At 73.3% G+C, this 18,655-nt stretch carries 16 protein-coding genes; 5 read left to right on the forward strand and 11 right to left on the reverse strand.

Translation table 11 applies throughout. From position 1 onward, the window contains the following. Nucleotides 1-49: 49 nt before the first annotated feature. Together ACIPSE_RS14195 and bldG are read right to left on the reverse strand one after the other, a co-directional pair. Entirely contained in the window at nt 50-487 is a 438-nt protein-coding gene (locus ACIPSE_RS14195) for an ATP-binding protein (protein ID WP_401662006.1), read from the reverse strand. A gap of 109 nt (nt 488-596) precedes the next feature. Next, a complete protein-coding gene (gene bldG, locus ACIPSE_RS14200; protein ID WP_005475923.1) occupies nt 597-938 on the reverse strand; it encodes an anti-sigma factor antagonist BldG in 342 nt (113 codons plus the stop codon). A gap of 79 nt (nt 939-1,017) precedes the next feature. On the opposite strand from bldG, the gene ACIPSE_RS14205 reads away from it, so the two are divergent. Then, complete coding sequence (locus ACIPSE_RS14205) at nt 1,018-3,528, forward strand: DEAD/DEAH box helicase (RefSeq protein WP_401662009.1); 2,511 nt, start codon at nt 1,018-1,020, stop codon at nt 3,526-3,528. Here the strand turns inward: ACIPSE_RS14205 and ACIPSE_RS14210 are convergent. The 7 genes from ACIPSE_RS14210 to ssd form a co-directional block, all read right to left on the reverse strand. After that, complete coding sequence (locus ACIPSE_RS14210) at nt 3,437-3,889, reverse strand: Rv3654c family TadE-like protein (RefSeq protein WP_401662011.1); 453 nt, start codon at nt 3,887-3,889, stop codon at nt 3,437-3,439. The two genes, ACIPSE_RS14205 and ACIPSE_RS14210, sit on opposite strands and share 92 nt — an antisense overlap. Next, on the reverse strand, nt 3,886-4,254 hold the full coding sequence (locus ACIPSE_RS14215) for a TadE family type IV pilus minor pilin (RefSeq protein WP_401662014.1): 369 nt from the start codon (nt 4,252-4,254) through the stop codon (nt 3,886-3,888). Before ACIPSE_RS14215 ends, ACIPSE_RS14210 begins: the two co-directional genes overlap by 4 nt. Beyond that, nucleotides 4,241-4,528, reverse strand: a complete 288-nt coding sequence (locus ACIPSE_RS14220; protein WP_401663089.1) for a DUF4244 domain-containing protein — start codon at nt 4,526-4,528, stop codon at nt 4,241-4,243. Before ACIPSE_RS14220 ends, ACIPSE_RS14215 begins: the two co-directional genes overlap by 14 nt. A 170-nt stretch (nt 4,529-4,698) precedes the next feature. Then, nucleotides 4,699-5,502: a type II secretion system F family protein gene (locus tag ACIPSE_RS14225; RefSeq protein WP_401662015.1), complete on the reverse strand. Its 804-nt coding sequence runs from the start codon at nt 5,500-5,502 to the stop codon at nt 4,699-4,701. A gap of 50 nt (nt 5,503-5,552) precedes the next feature. Continuing rightward, nucleotides 5,553-6,434, reverse strand: coding sequence for a type II secretion system F family protein (locus tag ACIPSE_RS14230; protein WP_401662018.1), 882 nt, complete (start codon nt 6,432-6,434; stop codon nt 5,553-5,555). Beyond that, on the reverse strand, nt 6,427-7,659 hold the full coding sequence (locus ACIPSE_RS14235) for a TadA family conjugal transfer-associated ATPase (RefSeq protein WP_401662020.1): 1,233 nt from the start codon (nt 7,657-7,659) through the stop codon (nt 6,427-6,429). The genes ACIPSE_RS14230 and ACIPSE_RS14235 overlap by 8 nt, the downstream gene beginning before the upstream one ends. Further along, entirely contained in the window at nt 7,656-8,771 is a 1,116-nt protein-coding gene (gene ssd, locus ACIPSE_RS14240) for a septum site-determining protein Ssd (protein WP_401662023.1), read from the reverse strand. The genes ACIPSE_RS14235 and ssd overlap by 4 nt, the downstream gene beginning before the upstream one ends. A 514-nt stretch (nt 8,772-9,285) precedes the next feature. Here ssd and ACIPSE_RS14245 point away from each other — a divergent pair. After that, nucleotides 9,286-10,119, forward strand: a complete 834-nt coding sequence (locus tag ACIPSE_RS14245; RefSeq protein ID WP_401662025.1) for an HAD family hydrolase — start codon at nt 9,286-9,288, stop codon at nt 10,117-10,119. Between the two features lie 371 nt (nt 10,120-10,490). Here the strand turns inward: ACIPSE_RS14245 and ACIPSE_RS14250 are convergent, their stop codons facing one another. Beyond that, complete coding sequence (locus ACIPSE_RS14250; protein WP_401662027.1) at nt 10,491-11,315, reverse strand: oxidoreductase; 825 nt, start codon at nt 11,313-11,315, stop codon at nt 10,491-10,493. A 101-nt stretch (nt 11,316-11,416) separates the two neighbouring features. Between ACIPSE_RS14250 and ACIPSE_RS14255 the strand changes: the two genes are divergently transcribed. Further along, nucleotides 11,417-12,397 carry an ATP-binding protein gene (locus ACIPSE_RS14255; protein ID WP_401662030.1) on the forward strand — a complete coding sequence of 327 codons (981 nt, stop codon included), beginning with the start codon at nt 11,417-11,419 and terminating at the stop codon, nt 12,395-12,397. Between the two features lie 3 nt (nt 12,398-12,400). Here ACIPSE_RS14255 and ACIPSE_RS14260 read toward each other — a convergent pair whose 3' ends face one another. Beyond that, a complete protein-coding gene (locus ACIPSE_RS14260) occupies nt 12,401-13,729 on the reverse strand; it encodes a hypothetical protein (protein WP_401662033.1) in 1,329 nt (442 codons plus the stop codon). Between the two features lie 297 nt (nt 13,730-14,026). Here ACIPSE_RS14260 and ACIPSE_RS14265 point away from each other — a divergent pair, with 297 nt between their 5' ends. Together ACIPSE_RS14265 and acs are read left to right on the forward strand one after the other, a co-directional pair. After that, nucleotides 14,027-16,414: a bifunctional SulP family inorganic anion transporter/carbonic anhydrase gene (locus tag ACIPSE_RS14265; protein ID WP_401662036.1), complete on the forward strand. Its 2,388-nt coding sequence runs from the start codon at nt 14,027-14,029 to the stop codon at nt 16,412-16,414. Nucleotides 16,415-16,672: 258 nt separating this feature from the next. Next, entirely contained in the window at nt 16,673-18,631 is a 1,959-nt protein-coding gene (acs, locus tag ACIPSE_RS14270; RefSeq protein WP_401662039.1) for an acetate--CoA ligase, read from the forward strand. The last annotated feature ends 24 nt before the right edge of the window (nt 18,632-18,655 follow it).

Below are 18,655 nucleotides of genomic sequence, written 5' to 3' on the forward strand. Positions count from 1 at the left end.
GGAACCGGGCGTACGGGTGAGGCGCACGGGCGCCGTGAGGCGCCTGGGATCAGGGGAGCGGCGCGATCGGCGGGGCGGCCGGCCAGGTCATCCGGATCGACCCGCCGTGCTCTCCCGCGGTGACCTCGACGTCGTCGACGAGCCCGCTGATGACCGCGAGGCCCATCTCGTCCTCCTCGGCCTCCGCGTCCGGATTCTCGGCCGCCGCGCCGGGCGCCCGGTCTCCCGGGGCCGCACGCGGTGCCTCGTCGCCGACCTCGATGGAGAACTGCTTCTCCTCCTCGATCAGCAGCACCTTCACCGGAGCGGTGATCCCGCCGTTCTGGTGCAGTCCGACGGCACGGGTGCAGGCCTCGCCGACGGCGAGCCTGACCTCGTCGAGAACGGCCTCGTCCACTCCGGCCCTGCGCGCCACCGCTGCCGCCACCAGTCGGGCGGTCCGGACGTGCTCGGGCAGCGCGCTGAAGCGGAGTTCAACGGTGGCCATGCATCCCCCTCGGAACTACGGGCGTGCTGTCGGGGGACCGGACCGCCGAACGCCCGGACCCCCGCTGTACTACGGCCGCCCCGGGCACGGTCCGCCCGGGGCAGCGGGGTCAGTCGGTGGCCGCCACCGCTTCGTCCACCGAGGTGTGGATCGGGAACACCTTGGTGAGACCGGTGATGCGGAAGATCTTCAGAATGCGCTCCTGGTTGCAGACCAGGCGCAGCGAGCCCTCATGGGCACGCACCCGCTTCAGGCCACCGACCAGTACGCCGAGCCCGGTGGAGTCGAGGAAGTCCACGCCCTCCATGTCGACGACGAGGTGGAAACTCCCGTCGTTCACCAGCTCGACCAACTGCTCGCGCAGCTTGGGCGCGGTATACACGTCGATTTCACCACCGACCTCGACGACCGTGCGATCGCCGACGGTACGGGTCGACAGGGACAGGTCCACGGATCCTCCAGCACCTTGCTATCGAGCGGTCGTCCCGCAGGACACTCGGCGGAGCCCCCATGACGGTTCGCCAGCCGCGATGGCATTCAATCACTTACCGGCAGGCGTGCACGACGCCTTGGTCCCATTGTCCGTCACGCCGGTGACAGACTCGGTGCCGATGGCCAAGAATCTCCGACCCGATCACAAGCCGACGGACGCCGCCTCCCGGGTGGACCCGGGCACGGTGCTGGGCCGGCTCGCCTCGGGGCCGAGCCGTGCTTCGCGCATCACTCATACGGAGCACTTGCCCCCGCGCGCGGGCCGCCATGCCGTCTGGCCTGACCGGATTCGTCCGGAGGTGCTCGCGGCCGTCGCGGCGGCCGGTATCGAACACCCCTGGGCCCACCAGGCACGCGCCGCCGAGCACGCGCTGGACGGCGAATCAGTGATCGTCGCCACAGGAACCGCCTCGGGCAAGTCGCTGGCGTACCTCACGCCGGTCCTGACGGCCCTCCTGGACGGCTCCGAGGCCCCGAACGGCCGCGGGGCCACCACGCTCTACCTGGCGCCCACGAAGGCCCTGGCGGCCGATCAGTGGCGTTCCGTGAAGGAACTTTCACAACCACTGGGCCATTCCGTGCGCCCGGCGGTCTACGACGGCGACACCCCGTTCGAGGAACGCGAGTGGATCCGCCAGTACGCCAACTACGTCCTGACCAACCCGGACATGCTGCACCGCGGCATCCTCCCGTCCCACACCCGCTGGTCCTCGTTCCTCAAGGCGCTCAAGTACGTCGTCATCGACGAGGTCCACACCTACCGGGGCGTCTTCGGCTCCCACGTGGCCCAGGTGCTGCGCCGGCTGCGCCGCCTCTGCGCCCGCTACGGCGCCTCCCCGGTCTTCCTGCTGGCCTCCGCGACCTCCGCGGAGCCCGCGGTGGCCGCCCGCCGCCTCACCGGCCTGCCGGTGGTCGAGGTCGCCGACGACGCCTCCCCGCGCGGCGAGCTGGTGTTCGCACTGTGGGAACCCCCACTAACCGAACTCCAGGGCGAGAAGGGTGCCCCGGTGCGCCGCACGGCCACCGCGGAGACGGCGGACCTGCTGACCGACCTCACCGTGCAGGGCGTCCGCTCGGTCGCCTTCGTCCGCTCCCGGCGCGGCGCCGAACTGATCTCGGTCATCGCCCAGGAGAGACTGGCCGAGATCGACCGCTCCCTGTCCCGGCGTGTCGCCGCCTACCGGGGCGGCTATCTCCCCGAGGAGCGCCGCGCCCTGGAACAGGCTCTCCACTCGGGCGAGTTGCTGGGCCTCGCGGCGACCACCGCCCTAGAACTCGGCATCGACGTCTCGGGCCTGGACGCCGTCGTCATCGCCGGCTACCCGGGCACCCGCGCCTCCCTGTGGCAGCAGGCCGGGCGGGCGGGCCGCTCCGGCGCGGGCTCCCTCGCCGTCCTGGTCGCCCGCGACGACCCGCTGGACACCTTCCTCGTCCACCATCCCGAGGCCCTCTTCGACCGCCCCGTGGAGTCCACGGTCCTGGACCCCGACAACCCCTACGTCCTGGCCCCGCACCTGTGCGCCGCCGCGGCCGAGATCCCGCTGACCGAGGACGACCTGGAGCTGTTCGGCCCGGCCGCGGCCGACCTGCTGCCCCAGCTGGAGGCCGCGAAGCTGCTGCGCCGCCGCACCAAGGCGTGGCACTGGACCCGCCGCGAGCGCGCCGCCGACCTCGCGGACATCCGGGGCGAGGGCGGCGACCCCGTCCAGATCGTCGAGTCCGGCACGGGCCGCCTCCTCGGCACCGTCGACGCCGGCTCCGCCCACACGAGCGTCCACGAGGGCGCGGTCCACCTCCACCAGGGCCGCACCTACCTCGTCCGCTCCCTGGACCTGGACGACTCGGTGGCCCTGGTGGAACAGGCGAACCCCAGCTACTCGACGATCGCCCGCGACACCACCGCCATCTCCGTCCTGGAGACCGACCAGGAGATCCCCTGGGGCGACGGCCGCCTCTGCTACGGCTCCGTGGAGGTCACCAACCAGGTGGTCTCCTACCTGCGCCGCCGCCTGATCACGGGCGAGGTCCTGGGCGAGACGAAACTCGACCTCCCGCCCCGTACGCTGCGCACCCGCGCCGTGTGGTGGACCGTCACGGAGGACCAGCTCGACGAGGCCCGGATCAACCCGGAGATCCTCGGCGGCGCGCTGCACGCCGCCGAACACGCCTCCATCGGCCTGCTCCCGCTCTTCGCCACCTGCGACCGCTGGGACATCGGCGGCGTCTCCGTCCCGCTCCACCCGGACACGCTGCTGCCCACGGTCTTCGTCTACGACGGCCATCCGGGCGGCGCGGGCTTCGCGGAGCGCGCCTTCCACACCGCCCGCGCCTGGCTCACCGCCACCCGCGAGGCCATCGCCTCCTGCGAGTGCGACGCCGGCTGCCCGTCCTGCATCCAGTCCCCCAAGTGCGGCAACGGCAACGAGCCACTGCACAAACGCGGGGCGGTACGGCTGCTCACGGCGCTGCTGCGGGGTGCGCCGCAGGAGGCCGCGCCACAGGAGGAAGCTCCGCCCGAGGCTCCTGCGCAGGTCCCGCCCGCGCCCTGACCTCCGCCGTGAACGGCCCCCGGCCCGACGCCGCCGTCACGTCCGAGACCTCGCCGACGACCGCGCACCGCACCAGCCGGGCGCCCTGGGCCCGGGCCACCCGGTCCGCGCGGGCGCAGGCGACCGTCGCGCCCTGTGCCCAGTGGTCCGCCGCGGCGAGCGCCGCGAGATCCGCCCCGCCCGCCGCACGGTGCCGGACCACGACGGCCTGCCCGAGCGCCAGCACCACGCCGAACACCACGCAGAGCACGGCGATCGCCCCCAGACTCCAGACGGTGGCGGAACCCCGGTCGGACCCGAGACCCGCACCCCGCCCGGCCCCGCGGCCCCGTCCCGTCGCGCCTCCGCCGCGCCCCCTCACGGCGTGCCCTCCACCGACGCGACGGCCTCCTCGCGGACGTCGAACGGCAGGCCGCCCAGCAGCGGCGGTCTCGCCACGACCGCCACCCTGACCCGGTCCCCCGTCTCCTGCCGCTCACGGACGACCGTGACCGTCGCGCCGCTCGGCGCCGCCTCGCGGGTCAGCGCGACGACCGCCTCCGGCGGGTCCTGCCGGGCCGCCGCGCGGGCACCGGCCCGGGCCGCGTCCACGCACTGGATCTGCGCGGCGACCACGAGCAGCACCCACACCAGGGACGTCGCGAACAGCAGCAGCACGGGCAGCACCACGGCCGACTCCGCCGTCACGAACCCCCGGTCCCCGCGCGGCCGTTCACATCCGCGCATCGAGCGCCTGCTTCACCACGGCCTGGAGCTCCGCGCTGACCGCTCCGCTGGTCACCACCTTGTAGAGCACGGCCGCGAACGCCACCGCCGCGACGATCCCGACCGCGTACTCCGAGGTCACCATCCCGCCGTCGGCCCGCGCGGACCGCAGCCGCGCCGCCACTCCCCCTGCCGCCCCGACCGCGCGCACGGCCCGGACCGCCCTTCCCGCCGCGACCGCCCCGGCCACCTTGACCGCCTTGAACACCTTGAACACCTTGAACACCTGGTACATCTCAACCCCCGTAAGGATCAGCTCTGTCGACCACTGCTTCTCGATCACCACGACCACCGCACGCGCACGAACCCGCGCCACCACGACCACCGCACGCACGCCCACGCGCGCCACCACGACCGCCGCACACACACCGGCGCGTCACCACGACCGCCCCGCGCGCACCTCCGTCATCCGTCACCCCCTCCCAGCACCCCGCCCGCCAGCCCGATCACCACGGGCAGCACCCCGACCGCGACGAACGCCGGCAGAAAGCACAACCCCACCGGTGCGGTGACCATGACGGCGGCCCGCCGCGCCCGAGCCGTGACGGCGCGCCCTCGATCCGCGCGGGCCTCCGCGGCGAGCCGGGCGACGGGCACGGCCGCGGGGAGCCCCGACTCGTCGGCCCGCGCGAGCAGCCGCGCCAGCGGCCCGGCACCCGGCATCGAGGCCAGCCGCCGCCACGCCTCCCCCGGCGGACCGCCCAGCCGGGCCTCCGCCGCACCCCGCGCCAGTGCCCGTCCGACGGGCCCGTCCAGCGCCTCGCCCACCGCCTGCGCGGCGACCACCGGACCGGCCCCGGCGGCGATGCACGCGGCCAGCAGATCGGCGGCCAGCGGCAGTTGGCGCAGCGCCTCACCGGCGTCACGGGGCGAACCGGCGCCGTAGGGCTCACCGGTCACCGTGTCCCGCCGCCGGGCGCGCCACCACCACAGCCCCGCGGCGGCGACCGTCCCGATCACGAGCCCGGTGATCCCGCCGACGAGCACCCACCCTCCGGCCGCCACCCCCAGCAGGGGCAGCCACCGCCGGACGTCCCGCGCTCCCACGCGCCGCGCACCGGCGGCGACCGGCTCCCGCGGCAGGAGCCGGGCCGTCCGCCGCCGGAGCCGCCGCTCCCGACGCGCCTGCGCACCCCACCCCGCCAGCCACCCGAGCAGCAGCACGATCCCCACCACTACCCCCACCCTGTGGACAACTTCCGCGCTCACAGCTCCTCCTGAGCCCCGCTCCGACCGGTTCCGTCCCTCACCGCGCCTCCTCACCCCGCCTCCGCTCCCCGCACGATCCGGGCCGCCCACCACACCCCCGCTCCCTCCAGCGCGCCGCCCACGAGCAGGCAGCCCAGTCCCGGGCCGGTGTGCAGCAGGACGTGGAAGGGATCGGCGCCCAGTGCCGTGCCGAGCAGGAGCCCCAGGGCGGGGAGCGCGGCGAGCATCAGGGCGGTGGACCGGGCGCCCGCCAACTGGGCACGCAGGTCGGCGCGCTGGTCCCGCTCCGCCCGCAATGCCCCTTCGAGCCGGTCCAGTCCGGCGGCCAGCCCCGCGCCCCGGTCCACGGCGACCCGCCAGCACGCCGCGAGGCCCAGCAGTCCCTCGGCCCCCGGCTGTCGTGCCGCCGCCGTGAGCGCGCCGGACACGTCCCCGCCGAACCGCGCCGCCGCGAGCACCGCGGGCTGTGCGTCCGCGAGTCCGTCGACGTCCCGTGCGGCCCTGAGCAGCGCCTCTCCCGGCTGCCGTCCGGCGCGGACCTCCCCGGCGAGCGCCCCGCACAGGGCGAGGACCGCGTCCCCGCGCCGCTCCTCGGCGCGCCGTGCGGCCCGGGCCAGCCGTACCCGGCGCAGCACCGGCACCCCGGCCGCCCCCGCAAGGAACGGCAGCACCGACGCCCCCAGCACGGCCAGGACGAGCCCGGCGACCGGCGCCCACCACTCGGCGCCCAGCCGCCCCCGCAACCGCCGCGCCTCGCGGGCCAGCCGACCCCAGCCGGGCGGCCCGGCCCCGGCGGGGCCGCCGGTCCCGGCGAGCAGCGCCCGCGCCCGCCGGCTCCCGGAACTCCCACCGCCGAGCAGCCACAGGGCCACGCCCGTACAGGCCAGGGCCGCCCAGCCCGTCAGCCCGGGCGTCACAGCCGTCTCACTCATCACCGGACCCTCCTTCGCGGTACTCGGCCCCGAGCAGCCCCCGCAGCCGCTCCCAGCCCGCCTCGCGCAGGAAGCCCCGCGGGCCCCACCGCAGCGCGGGCACGGTCCGCACGAGCCCCGACGGGTCCCGTTCCAGGACGTGCACCTCGGCGATCCGCCGCAGCCCGTGCCGGTCCCGTGCCAGGTGCAGGACGACGGACAGGGCCGCCGCCAGCTGGCTGTGCAGTGCGGCCCGGTCGAGCCCGGCGGCCGTGCCGAGGGCCTCCAGCCGAGCGGGCACATCGGCGGCGGCGTTGGCGTGGACGGTCCCGGCGCCGTCGTGGCCGGTGTTCAACGCGGCCAGGAGGTGGGCGACCTCGGGCCCTCGCACCTCGCCCACGACGAGCCGGTCCGGCCGCATCCGCAGTGCCTGCCGCACGAGGTCCTCCAGGGTGACGAGCCCGGCGCCCTCCTGGTTGGCGGGGCGGCTCTCCAGCCGGACGACGTGCGGGTGGTCGGGGCGCAGCTCCGCCGAGTCCTCGGCCAGCACGATCCGTTCGCCCGGCCCGACCAGTCCCAGCAGCGCGCTGAGCAGCGTCGTCTTGCCGCTGCCGGTCCCGCCGCTGATGACGAAGGACAGCCGTCCGGCGACCAGCGCCCGCAGCACCCGGTCCCCGCCCGGCGGCACGGTGCCCGCGGCCACCAGTTCGTCGAGGGTGAACGCGCGGGGCCGTACGACCCGCAGCGACAGACAGGCGCAGCCGACGGCCACCGGGGGCAGCACCGCGTGCAGCCGTGTCCCGTCGGGCAGGCGGGCGTCCGCCCAGGGCCGCGCGTCGTCGAGGCGGCGCCCGGCGACGGCGGCCAGCCGCTGGGCGAGCCGCCGTACGGCGGCGGCGTCGGGAAAGGCGACGCGGGTCAGTTCGAGCCCGCCGCCGCGGTCGACCCAGACCCGGTCCGGCGCCGAGACCAGCACGTCGGTCACGGTCGGGTCCGCGAGGAGCGGCTCCAGCGGCCCGCTGCCGACCAGCTCGGAGCGCAACCGCTCGGCGGCGCCCAGCACTTCGGCGTCCCCGAGGACCCGCCCCTGTTCCCGCAGCGCCTGTGCCACCCGCGCGGGCGTCGGTTCGGCCCCGCTCTCGGCGAGCCACTGCCGCACCCCGTCGAGCAGGTCCACCGGCAGCTCGCCCCCACCGGCCGGCAGGTCCCGCGCGCGGGCCCGCTCGGGCCTCTGAACCGTCCTCATGCCGCCGCCTCCAGCGCCCGGTCCCAGAACCCCTCGCAGAACCGTCCGAGGGGGCCGCGCCCCACTCCGGGCGGCACCCGGCTCTCGTGCGGCTTCAGCAGACCGGCCTCCACCGGCACCGCGCCCACCAGCGGCAGCCCGAGCAGCCGCGCCACCTCCCGGTCGTCGAGGCCGGGCGCGTACGGCCCGCGGACCGCGACCCGCAGATCGCGCACGACCATCCCGACCGCCGAGGCCACCCGTCCGGCCGCCGCGACGGCCCGCAGTTCGGCGGGGACGACGAGGACGGCGAGGTCGAGCTGGGCGAGCGTCTCGGCGACGCCGTCGTCGACGCGGCGGGGCAGGTCGACGACGACCGTGCCGCCGCGCCGCCGGGCCGCGGCGAGGACCGCGCGGACGGCCTGCGGCGGGACGGCGACACAGTCGCCCCGGTCCCAGCTCAGCACCCGCAGGGAGTGCAGTTCGGGCAGGGACTCCTCCAGGGCGCCGCCGCCGACCCGTCCACGGGAGGCGGCGAAGGCGGGCCAGCGCAGTCCCTCGGCGCTCTCGCCGCCGAGCAGTACGTCGAGTCCGCCGCCCAGCGGATCGGCGTCCACGAGCAGACTGCGCCGTCCCTCCCGCGCGGAGGTGACGGCGAGGGCGCAGGCGAGCGTGGACGCTCCGGCCCCGCCGCGTCCGCCGATGACGCCGACGGTGAGGGCCGGCCGGCCGACGCCCTCGGCGACGTCGGCGATGCGGTCGACGAGCCACTGCTCGCCGTCGGGGAGCAGCAGGACATGGTCGGCGCCGATCTCGACGGCCCTCTTCCACACCCCGGAGTCGTCCTGGTCCCGTCCGACGAGCACCACACCGCCTCTGCGGGCGGCGCCCCGCACCCGGTGGACGGCGTCGTCGCCGACCAGGACCAGCGGGGCGGTCTCCCAGCGGCCCCTCGGCCGCGGCAGCGCGGGGTGCACCTCGGGTGTGGCTCCGGCGGCGGCGCACAGGCGCAGCAGGTCGTCGAGGAGCCCCGGGTCCTCGGTGACGATGAGCGGTCCGTCCTGTCGCCCTGCGGCGGCAGGAGGCTCGTGTGTGACGGCTGCGGTCACGTTTTCCGTCCCCCTTCGTTGCATCGCGCATATGAACGGCCGATACGAACCGGCCGAACTCGCCCGACTAACCGGATCCGGCCAAGGGATGGCCGTCGGCGAGCCGCGCTGGAATCACGGTGCGGGGAAGACGGAAAACAAGTGGATCTTGGTCGAAAACTGTGGACAACTCAGTGGTTGTGAATATCGCCGTCACCCTTGCCGGTGACCCCTGTACGACCCCCTGTACCGCCCCGCGCGACTCTCCCGGAGCAGCGCGACGGCTACGCACAGTGACGAATCGGGGGCAAAGAAAAGAGGCGGCCTGAGCCGCCTCGTAAGGGTCGTTCCGCGGTGCGTGGAGGGGCGAAAACCCATCCGGACATGCGACGACCCCCGCCGGGGGGGAGAGCGGGGGTCGTCCCCACGGCCGACTCGGGGGGGGGAGGAGCCGGACCGGGTTAGCACGGTCGCGAACGATCCGTGACTTCCATGGTGTACCCGAGAGCCCTCTCAGGCAAACCCACGCGCCACACCTTACGCCGAATGGGCTGCGCCTATGCTCGGGGTCGTGGAAAACCACTCCTTGCCCCGCACAGCGGCGTTCTTCGACCTGGACAAGACGGTCATTGCGAAGTCGAGCACGCTCACCTTCAGCAAGTCGTTCTACCAAGGCGGTCTGATCAACCGCAGGGCCGCCTTGCGCACCGCCTACGCCCAGTTCGTCTTCCTCGTCGGCGGTATGGACCACGACCAGATGGAACGGACCCGCGAGTACCTCTCGGCACTCGTGCGCGGCTGGAACGTGCGGCAGGTGAAGGAGATCGTCGCCGAGACCCTGCACGACCTGATCGACCCGATCATCTACGACGAAGCCGCCTCCCTCATCGAGGAGCACCACACCGCGGGACGGGACGTCGTGATCGTGTCCACGTCGGGCTCCGAGGTGGTCGAGCCGATCGGCGAGCTGCTCGGCGCGGACCGGGTGGTGGCGACGCGCATGGTCGTGGGCGAGGACGGCTGCTACACCGGCGAGGTGGAGTACTACGCGTACGGCCCGACGAAGGCCGAGGCGATCAAGGAGCTGGCCGAGTCCGAGGGCTACGACCTGGAGCGCTGCTACGCCTACAGCGACTCGGCGACCGACCTGCCGATGCTCCAGAGCGTCGGCCACCCGCACGCCGTGAACCCGGACCGCGCGCTGCGCCGTGAGGCCCTCGCGCGCGGGTGGCCGATTCTGGACTTCCACCGTCCGGTCCGGCTCAAGCAGCGGCTCCCCGCGTTCTCCGTACCGCCGCGTCCGGCGCTCGTCGCCGCCGCGGCGATAGGAGCGGCGGCGGCCACCGCGGGCCTGGTCTGGTACGCGAACCGGCGCAGGGCGGCGGCGCTCTGACCCGCGCGGGGTCCGTTTACCACCTGTTTGAGAGTAAAAGTAAAGAACTGCGGCCAGGGCTTCCGCTTGCCCAGGTCCTGGAGTACAAAGGATTCAACGGCCCGCGAGACCAAGGACATCCGAAAGGATCACCTTAACAACGCATTTGGCCCCACGGACCGCGCATGGACACTGGGCACCCACGCGACGTCGACCCGTCGATTACGGGCCAGCCGCACCAGGTGACGGGCGAAGCTCCCGACCTGATGGGCAACATCTCGAGGACGCTTGGTAACCCGGTGGGCATGCCAGCGGCGGTACGAATCCTCGTACCGCCGCACCCCTTTGCCCCGGCCCTCTTTGCCCGGCCCTCTTGCTTGTCCCGGGCCCCGTTACGCCGCGCCGCGCTGGAGCGCCTCGCACACCGCCGTCGACTCGCGCGCGCCCAACTCCACGGCCCGGCCGCAGTGGGCGATCCAGGCACCCATCCCCTCGGGCGTGCCGGAGGCATAGCCGTCCAGCGCCGCCAGATATGCGGCCCGGCCCAGTTCCGCGTGGCCGACCTCGGCCGGGCAGACGGACTTGGGGTCGAGGCCGCTGCCGATCAGGACGACACGCTCGGCCACGCGCGCGACGAGCCCGTTGTGCGAGGTGAAGGGGCGCAGGGCGAGGATCTCGCCGTGCACGACGGCCGCCGTCACCAGCGCCGGGGCGGAGCTGCCCGCGATGATCAGCTCGGACAGGCCCTCCAGCCGGCCGTGGACCTCCGCCGCGTCCGGCAGCGGCAGCTCGACGAGCGGCTCGCGGACCGGCTCGCCCTGTGCGCGTGGACGCCCCACCTCGTCGCCGTTGGTGGCCGCGGCCACCAGATGCAGCCGGGCGAGGACGCGCAGCGGTGACTGGCGCCAGATGGACAGCAGTTGGCCCGCCTCGGCGGTCAGCCTGAGCGCCGCGCCCACGACACGCGCCTCGTCGTCGCCGCTGAAGTCGGAGCGGCGGCGCACCTCCTCCAGGGCCCAGTCGGCACCGGACAGCGCGGCCGAGCCGCGGGCCCCGCGCAGGGCGGCCTCGGAGGTGACGGCGGTGCTGCGGCGCCGCATGACCCGGTGCCCGTAGACCCGGTCCACGGCCTTGCGCACGGACTCCACGGAGTCGGCCACACCGGGCAGCGAGCCCAGGGCCGCGAGCGGATCGGCGGTCGCGCCTGTCGTACTCATGAGTACGACCCTACGCAACCCTGGCCCGCGCCCCACGATGGAGTGGTCTTCTTCACGCACTCCTGCCACGCACAGCACGCGTCCGACTACGCTTGGTGAACATGAAAATTGCTTTCGTCGGGAAGGGCGGCAGCGGCAAGACCACCCTGTCGTCCCTGTTCATCCGGCATCTCGCGACGACCGGGGCGCCGGTGATCGCGGTCGACGCCGACATCAACCAGCATCTGGGCGCCGCTCTCGGCCTGGACGAGGCGGTGGCCGCCGCGCTGCCCGCGATGGGCGCGCGACTGCCGCTGATCAAGGACTATCTGCGCGGCTCCAACCCCCGGATCGCCTCCGCCGAGACGATGATCAAGACGACTCCGCCGGGCGAGGGCTCCCGTCTGCTGCGGGTGGCCGAGGGCAACCCGGTCTACGACGCCTGCGCGCGGCCGGTGGACCTCGACGGCGACTCCGTCCGTCTGATGGTCACGGGCCCCTTCACCGACGCCGACCTCGGGGTCGCCTGCTACCACTCCAAGACGGGAGCGGTGGAGCTGTGCCTGAACCACCTGGTGGACGGGCGCGACGAGTACGTCGTGGTGGACATGACGGCGGGCTCCGACTCCTTCGCCTCCGGCATGTTCACCCGCTTCGACCTCACGTTCCTCGTGGCCGAGCCGACCCGTAAGGGCGTCTCCGTCTACCGCCAGTACAAGGAGTACGCGCGCGACTTCGGCGTCACGCTGAAGGTCGTCGGCAACAAGGTGCAGGGGCAGGACGATCTCGACTTCCTGCGCGCCGAGGTCGGCGACGACCTGCTCGTGACGGTCGGGCACTCGGACTGGGTGCGCGCCATGGAGAAGGGCCGGCCGCCCCGGTTCGCACTCCTGGAGGACGCCAACCGCGGCGCCCTGAAGCAGATGCACACGGCGGTCGACGCGACGTACGGACTGCGCGACCCGGAGCGCTACACGCGCCAGATGGTCCAGTTCCACGTCAAGAACGCGCAGTCGTGGGGCGACGAACGCACCGGGGCCGACCTGGCGGCGCAGGTCGACCCCGGTTTCGTGCTCGGCGAGCACCTCACGGTGAGTGCCTGAGGGCTACGGCTTGGCCGCCGGCGCTCCCGGCACCCCCTTCGGTGCCGGGGCCGGGTGGCCGGACAGGAAGGTCGCCCAGCCCTCCTTGGGCGCCTGGCCGACCCCGAGGGTGCGCATCTTGTCCAGGACCGCCGGGTCCTGGGCGTCCAGCCAGTCGGCGAGCTGCCGGAAGGACACACAGCGCACGTCGGACTTGTTGCAGACCGTCTCGATGGTCTCCTCGACGGCGCGCATGTAGGTGCCGCCGTTCCAGGACTCGAAGTGGTTGCCGATGATCAAGGGCGCGCGGTTGCCGTCGTAGGCCCGGTCGAAGCCCTTGAGGAGGCTGTCACGCATCTGGTCGCCCCAGAACTCGTGCTTGGCCGGGTCGCCCTGCATCGAACCGGACTGGTTCACGGCGAAGTTGTAGTCCATGGTGAGCTGCTCGTAGGAGTGCCCGATGAACGGGACGAGCTGCATCGACAGGTCCCACAGGCCCTCCTTCCGCTTCGGCCAGAGCTGGTCGTTGACGCCGCTGGTGTCGTAGCGGAAGCCCAGCTCGCTCGCGGCCTTCATGAAGTTCTTCTGGCCCTCCAGGCACGGGGTGCGGGCGCCGATCAGCTCCTTGTCGTAGTCGAAGGGGAGCGCGGCGGCCTTGGTCATGCCCGTGTTGGTCTTCCAGGACTTCACGAACTGCTTCGCCTGGGCGATCTCGTCCTTCCAGTCCGCGACCGACCACTCGCCGACCCCGCCGCCCTTGCCGCAGAAGTGGCCGTTGAAGTGGGTGCCGACCTCGTTGCCCTCCAGCCACGCGAGGCGCAGCTGCTTGACGGTGTCGGCGATGCCCTGCTCGTCGTTGAAGCCGATGTCGGAGCGGCCCGGGGAGTGCTGCGGCGGCCGGTAGAGGTCGCTCTTGCCCTCCGGCAGCATGTACACGCCGCTGAGGAAGTACGTCATCGTCGCGTGGTTCTTCTTGGCGACCTCGCGGAAGTGCGAGAACAGCCTCTGGCCGTCCTCGCCCGCGCCGTCCCAGGAGAACACCACGAACTGCGGCGGCTTCTGGCCGGGCTTGAGCCGCTCGGGCCGGGGCAGGTGCGGCTGGGCACCGGTGTAGGAGGTGGAACCGTCCCCGATCAGGCGGACGGGACTCTTGGGCGGCGCCTGTACGGGCTTGGCCTTCTGCGGGCCCGCGGCGCCGTCCTTCTCGGCACCGCCGGCGCCGATCGCGCAGCCGGCGAGCGACGCGGCGCCGAGCGCGGCGACGACGGCGCCCACGACGATCCTGCGGCCGGGAGCGGCCACGCGGCCGGCCGCGGTTCTGCGGGCGGGGGCGATCCTCTGGTTGGCGGCCATCTTCCGCCCACCTACTTCCTTCTGGTCTCGGGTCAACGACAGCGCCGTCAAGCTCGCACGGGACCCGGAAGGAATTAGTACGACAAGCCGATGAAATATCCGCATCACACTGATGGGTGACTTCTGCACCCATTTGCCAGGAAAGTCTATGCCTGGCCTTTACTCTGAATTACGATCTGTTTACTCAGCGTTGATTCATCCCGCCGCTGTACGCCGTGACCCACGGCCGCGACCCGACCCCCGCTCGACGGGGACCACCTGTTCCGCGACCGCGCCGCCCCGGAGGAGACGGGAAACATGTCCGCCTGCGTCCCCACCCGCACCGCCGAATCGAATCGGACGGAGCGTATGCACCCACCCCACAGCCCGCCGCCGCGCCGACCCCGACGCCTGCGCGTCGCGGGGGCCGACGTGTCCGCCTCGATCGCGGTCTTCCTGATCGCCCTGCCCCTGTCCCTCGGCATCGCCCTCGCCACCGGCGCGCCCCTCCAGGCCGGACTGGTCGCCGCCGCCGTCGGCGGCCTGGTCGCCGGCCGGCTGGGCGGCTCCCCGCTCCAGGTCAGCGGACCCGCCGCCGGACTCACCGTCGTCACCGCCGACCTCATCCACCGCTACGGCTGGCGCACGACCTGTGCCATCACGGTCCTCGCCGGTCTCGCCCAGCTCGGCCTCGGCTGTCTGCGCGTGGCGCGCACCGCGCTCGCCGTCAGCCCCGCGATCGTGCACGGCATGCTGGCCGGCATCGGCGTCACCATCGCCGTCGCCCAGCTGCACATCGTCCTCGGCGGCACCCCGCAGAGCTCCGTGCTCGCCAACCTCGCCGCCCTGCCCGCCCAGCTGGCCCGGCTGACTCCCGCCTCCGCGAGCGTGAGCGCGCTCACGCTGGCCCTGCTGCTGCTCTGGCCCCGCATCCCGGGCCGCGCCGGACACCTGCTGCGCAGGATCCCGGCCGCGCTGGTCGCCGTCACCGGGGCCAGCGTCACGGCCGCGCTCGCCGGGCTGACCCTGCCCATGGTCGACCTGCCCTCCTGGAGCAGCCACGCCCTGGCCGGACTCCCCGAGGGCCCGGTGCTCGGCATCCTGGCCGCCGTGCTCACCACGACGCTGGTGTGCAGCGTGCAGTCGCTGCTCGGCGCGGTCGCCGTCGACAAGATGGCCGCCGCCCGGCCGGGCCTGACCGCCCGCGTCGGCCGCTCCGACCTGGACCGGGAGCTGCTCGGCCAGGGCGCCGCCAACATCGTCTCCGGCGCGCTCGGCGGGCTCCCGGTCGCCGGGGTCGCCGTCCGCAGCTCGGCGAACGTGCACGCGGGCGCCGTGAGCCGGAACTCCACGATGCTGCACGGCGTTCTGGTGGTGATCGCCGCGCTGCTGATGGTCCCGCTGCTGGAGCTGATCCCGCTCGCCTCGCTCGCCGCGCTGGTGATGGCCGTCGGCATCCAGATGGTGTCCCTGCACCACATCCGTACGGTGACCCGCCACCGGGAAGTGCTGGTCTACGCCGTCACCACCCTCGGCGTGGTCGTCCTCGGCGTCCTGGAGGGCGTCGTCCTCGGCGTCGCCGTGGCCGTCGCCGTCGCCCTGCACCGCCTGGCCCGTACCCGCATCACCCATGAGGAAGAGGACGGCCTCCATCACATCCACGTCCGGGGCCAGTTGACGTTCCTCGCGGTCCCCCGGCTCAGCCGCGCCCTGCACCTCGTGCCGCACGGCGACCGGGCCGTCGTCGAACTCGACGGCTCGTTCATGGACCACGCGGCCTACGAGGCGCTCCAGGACTGGAAGAACACGCACACCGCGCAGGGCGGCACCGTCGAGATCACCGGCCGTCGCATGCCCGCGACGCCCGAGGCGCTCACCACCCCGGGCGCGGGCCTCGGCGGGGCCGACCCGGCCGCCGCCACCGGCTGCCGCTGCCGCCCCTGGACGCCCTGGCGCAACCACCAGTGCGAGGGGCCCCGGTCGGCCCCGCCCGCCGAGGGGCCCGCCCAGGAGACCGCCGGGCCCGCCCCCAGCGGGCATGAACTGGCGCGCGGGATCAGCGCGTTCCAGCGCCACACCGCCCCTCTGGTGCGGGGCGAGCTGGCCCGGCTGGCCCGTGAGGGCCAGAGTCCCTCCCAGCTCTTCCTGACCTGCGCGGACTCCCGTCTGGTCACCTCGATGATCACTTCGAGCGGCCCCGGCGACCTGTTCGTGGTGCGCAACGTGGGCAACCTCGTGCCGCTGCCCGGCGAGGAGAGCGGCGACGACTCGGTGGCGGCGGCCATCGAGTACGCGGTGGACGTCCTGGAGGTGCGGTCCATCACGGTGTGCGGCCACTCCGGGTGCGGTGCCATGCAGGCGCTGCTCAACTCCGAGCCCGGCGGCGCCCGAACGCCGCTCAAGCGGTGGCTGCGGCACGGGCTGCCGAGCCTGGAGCGGATGGCCGACGACAGCCGTCCGTGGGCCCGGCTCTCGGGCCGCGCGCCCGCCGACGCGGTCGAGCAGCTGGCCCTGACCAACGTGATCGCGCAGCTGGAGCATCTGCGGGCCCACGAATCGGTGGCCCGGGCCCTGCGCGAGGACCGGCTGGAACTGCACGGCATGTACTTCCACGTGGGCGAGGCTCAGGCCTATCTGCTCACCGGTGCGAACGGGGACGACCTGTTCGACCACGTGGACGTGGAGGCGGCGGACCTGCCGGCCTGAGGCCGTCCACGCGCGGGGTGCGGTCCGCACCGGGCCCGCACCCCGCGCGACGGCGTCTCCCGGGCGAAAGGCGACACACGGGCTGAACTCCGCCTGGTCGGCGTCCGTGGGTACGGGTGGAGCGGGCCACAGCGGGAGACCTGCACGGATGCACCCCACAGGTCTAAACCAATTTTCCGACGACCCTTGTCAGCAGGGCCGTCGGTCTGATGAGCTGTGGCCTGGGACACAACGGACACCCTGGGAAAGGCAGATGCCGTGAGCAACGAGAGCCTGGCCAACCTGCTCAAGGAAGAACGCAGGTTCGCGCCGCCCGCCGACCTGGCCGCGAACGCCAACGTCACCGCGGAGGCGTACGAGCAGGCCAAGGCCGACCGGCTCGGGTTCTGGGCCGCGCAGGCCCGCCGGCTGAGCTGGGCCAAGGAGCCGACGGAGACGCTGGACTGGTCGAACCCGCCGTTCGCCAAGTGGTTCAAGGACGGCGAGCTCAACGTCGCGTACAACTGCGTCGACCGGCACGTCGAGGCGGGCAACGGGGACCGGGTCGCCATCCACTTCGAGGGCGAGCCCGGCGACAGCCGCGCGCTGACCTACGCCGAGCTCAAGGACGAGGTGTCCAAGGCCGCCAACGCGCTCCTGGAGCTGGGCGTGCAGAAGGGCGACCGGGTCGCGGTCTACATGCCGATGATCCCGGAGACGGCGATCGCGATGCTGGCCTGCGCCCGTATCGGCGCCGCGCACTCCGTCGTCTTCGGCGGGTTCAGCGCGGACGCGCTCGCCACCCGGATCCAGGACGCCGACGCCAAGGTCGTCATCACCTCCGACGGCGGCTACCGCCGCGGCAAGCCCTCCGCGCTCAAGCCCGCCGTCGACGAGGCGGTCGCCAAGGCCGGCACCGTCGAGCACGTGCTCGTCGTGCGCCGCACCGGCCAGGAGGTCGCCTGGGACGGCGACCGGGACGTGTGGTGGCACGAGATCGTCGACCGGCAGTCCGCCGCGCACACGCCGCAGGCGTTCGAGGCCGAGCAGCCGCTGTTCATCCTCTACACGTCCGGGACGACGGGGAAGCCGAAGGGCATCCTGCACACCTCCGGCGGCTACCTCACCCAGGCCGCGTACACCCACCACGCCGTCTTCGACCTCAAGCCCGAGACGGACGTCTACTGGTGCACGGCCGACGTCGGCTGGGTCACCGGGCACTCGTACATCGTCTACGGGCCGCTCGCCAACGGCGCCACCCAGGTCATGTACGAGGGCACGCCGGACACCCCGCACCAGGGGCGTTTCTGGGAGATCGTGCAGAAGTACGGGGTGACGATCCTCTACACCGCCCCGACCGCGATCCGCACGTTCATGAAGTGGGGCGACGACATCCCCGCGAAGTTCGACCTCAGCAGCCTGCGGGTGCTCGGGTCCGTGGGCGAGCCGATCAACCCCGAGGCCTGGATCTGGTACCGCAAGCACATCGGGGCCGACCTGACCCCGATCGTGGACACCTGGTGGCAGACCGAGACCGGCGCGATGATGATCTCGCCGCTCCCGGGCGTCACCGAGACCAAGCCCGGCTCCGCGCAGACCCCGCTGCCCGGAATCTCCGCCACCGTCGTCGACGACGAGGCGAACGAGGTCCCCAACGGCGGCGGTGGCTACCTCGTCCTCACCGAGCCGTGGCCGTCGATGCTGCGCACCATCTGGGGCGACGACCAGCGCTTCCTCGACACCTACTGGTCGCGCTTCGAGGGCAAGTACTTCGCCGGTGACGGCGCGAAGAAGGACGACGACGGCGACATCTGGCTCCTGGGGCGCGTGGACGACGTCATGCTCGTCTCCGGGCACAACATCTCCACCACCGAGGTCGAGTCCGCGCTCGTCTCGCACCCCTCCGTCGCCGAGGCGGCCGTCGTCGGCGCCGCCGACGAGACGACCGGTCAGGCGATCGTCGCCTTCGTGATCCTGCGCGGCACGGCGAACGCCGAGGACGAGGGGCTCGTCGACGAGTTGCGCAACCACGTCGGCTCCACCCTCGGCCCGATCGCCAAGCCCAAGCGCGTCCTGCCGGTGGCCGAGCTGCCCAAGACCCGCTCCGGCAAGATCATGCGCCGGCTGCTGCGGGACGTCGCCGAGAACCGTCAGCTCGGTGACGTCACCACGCTGACCGACTCCACGGTCATGGACCTCATCCAGGCCAAGCTGCCCGCGGCGCCCAGCGAGGACTGAGCCCTGGTTCGAGAGGGGCGCCCG

It is taken from the genome of Streptomyces sp. NPDC090106 (assembly GCF_044747265.1).
Taxonomy (GTDB): domain Bacteria; phylum Actinomycetota; class Actinomycetes; order Streptomycetales; family Streptomycetaceae; genus Streptomyces.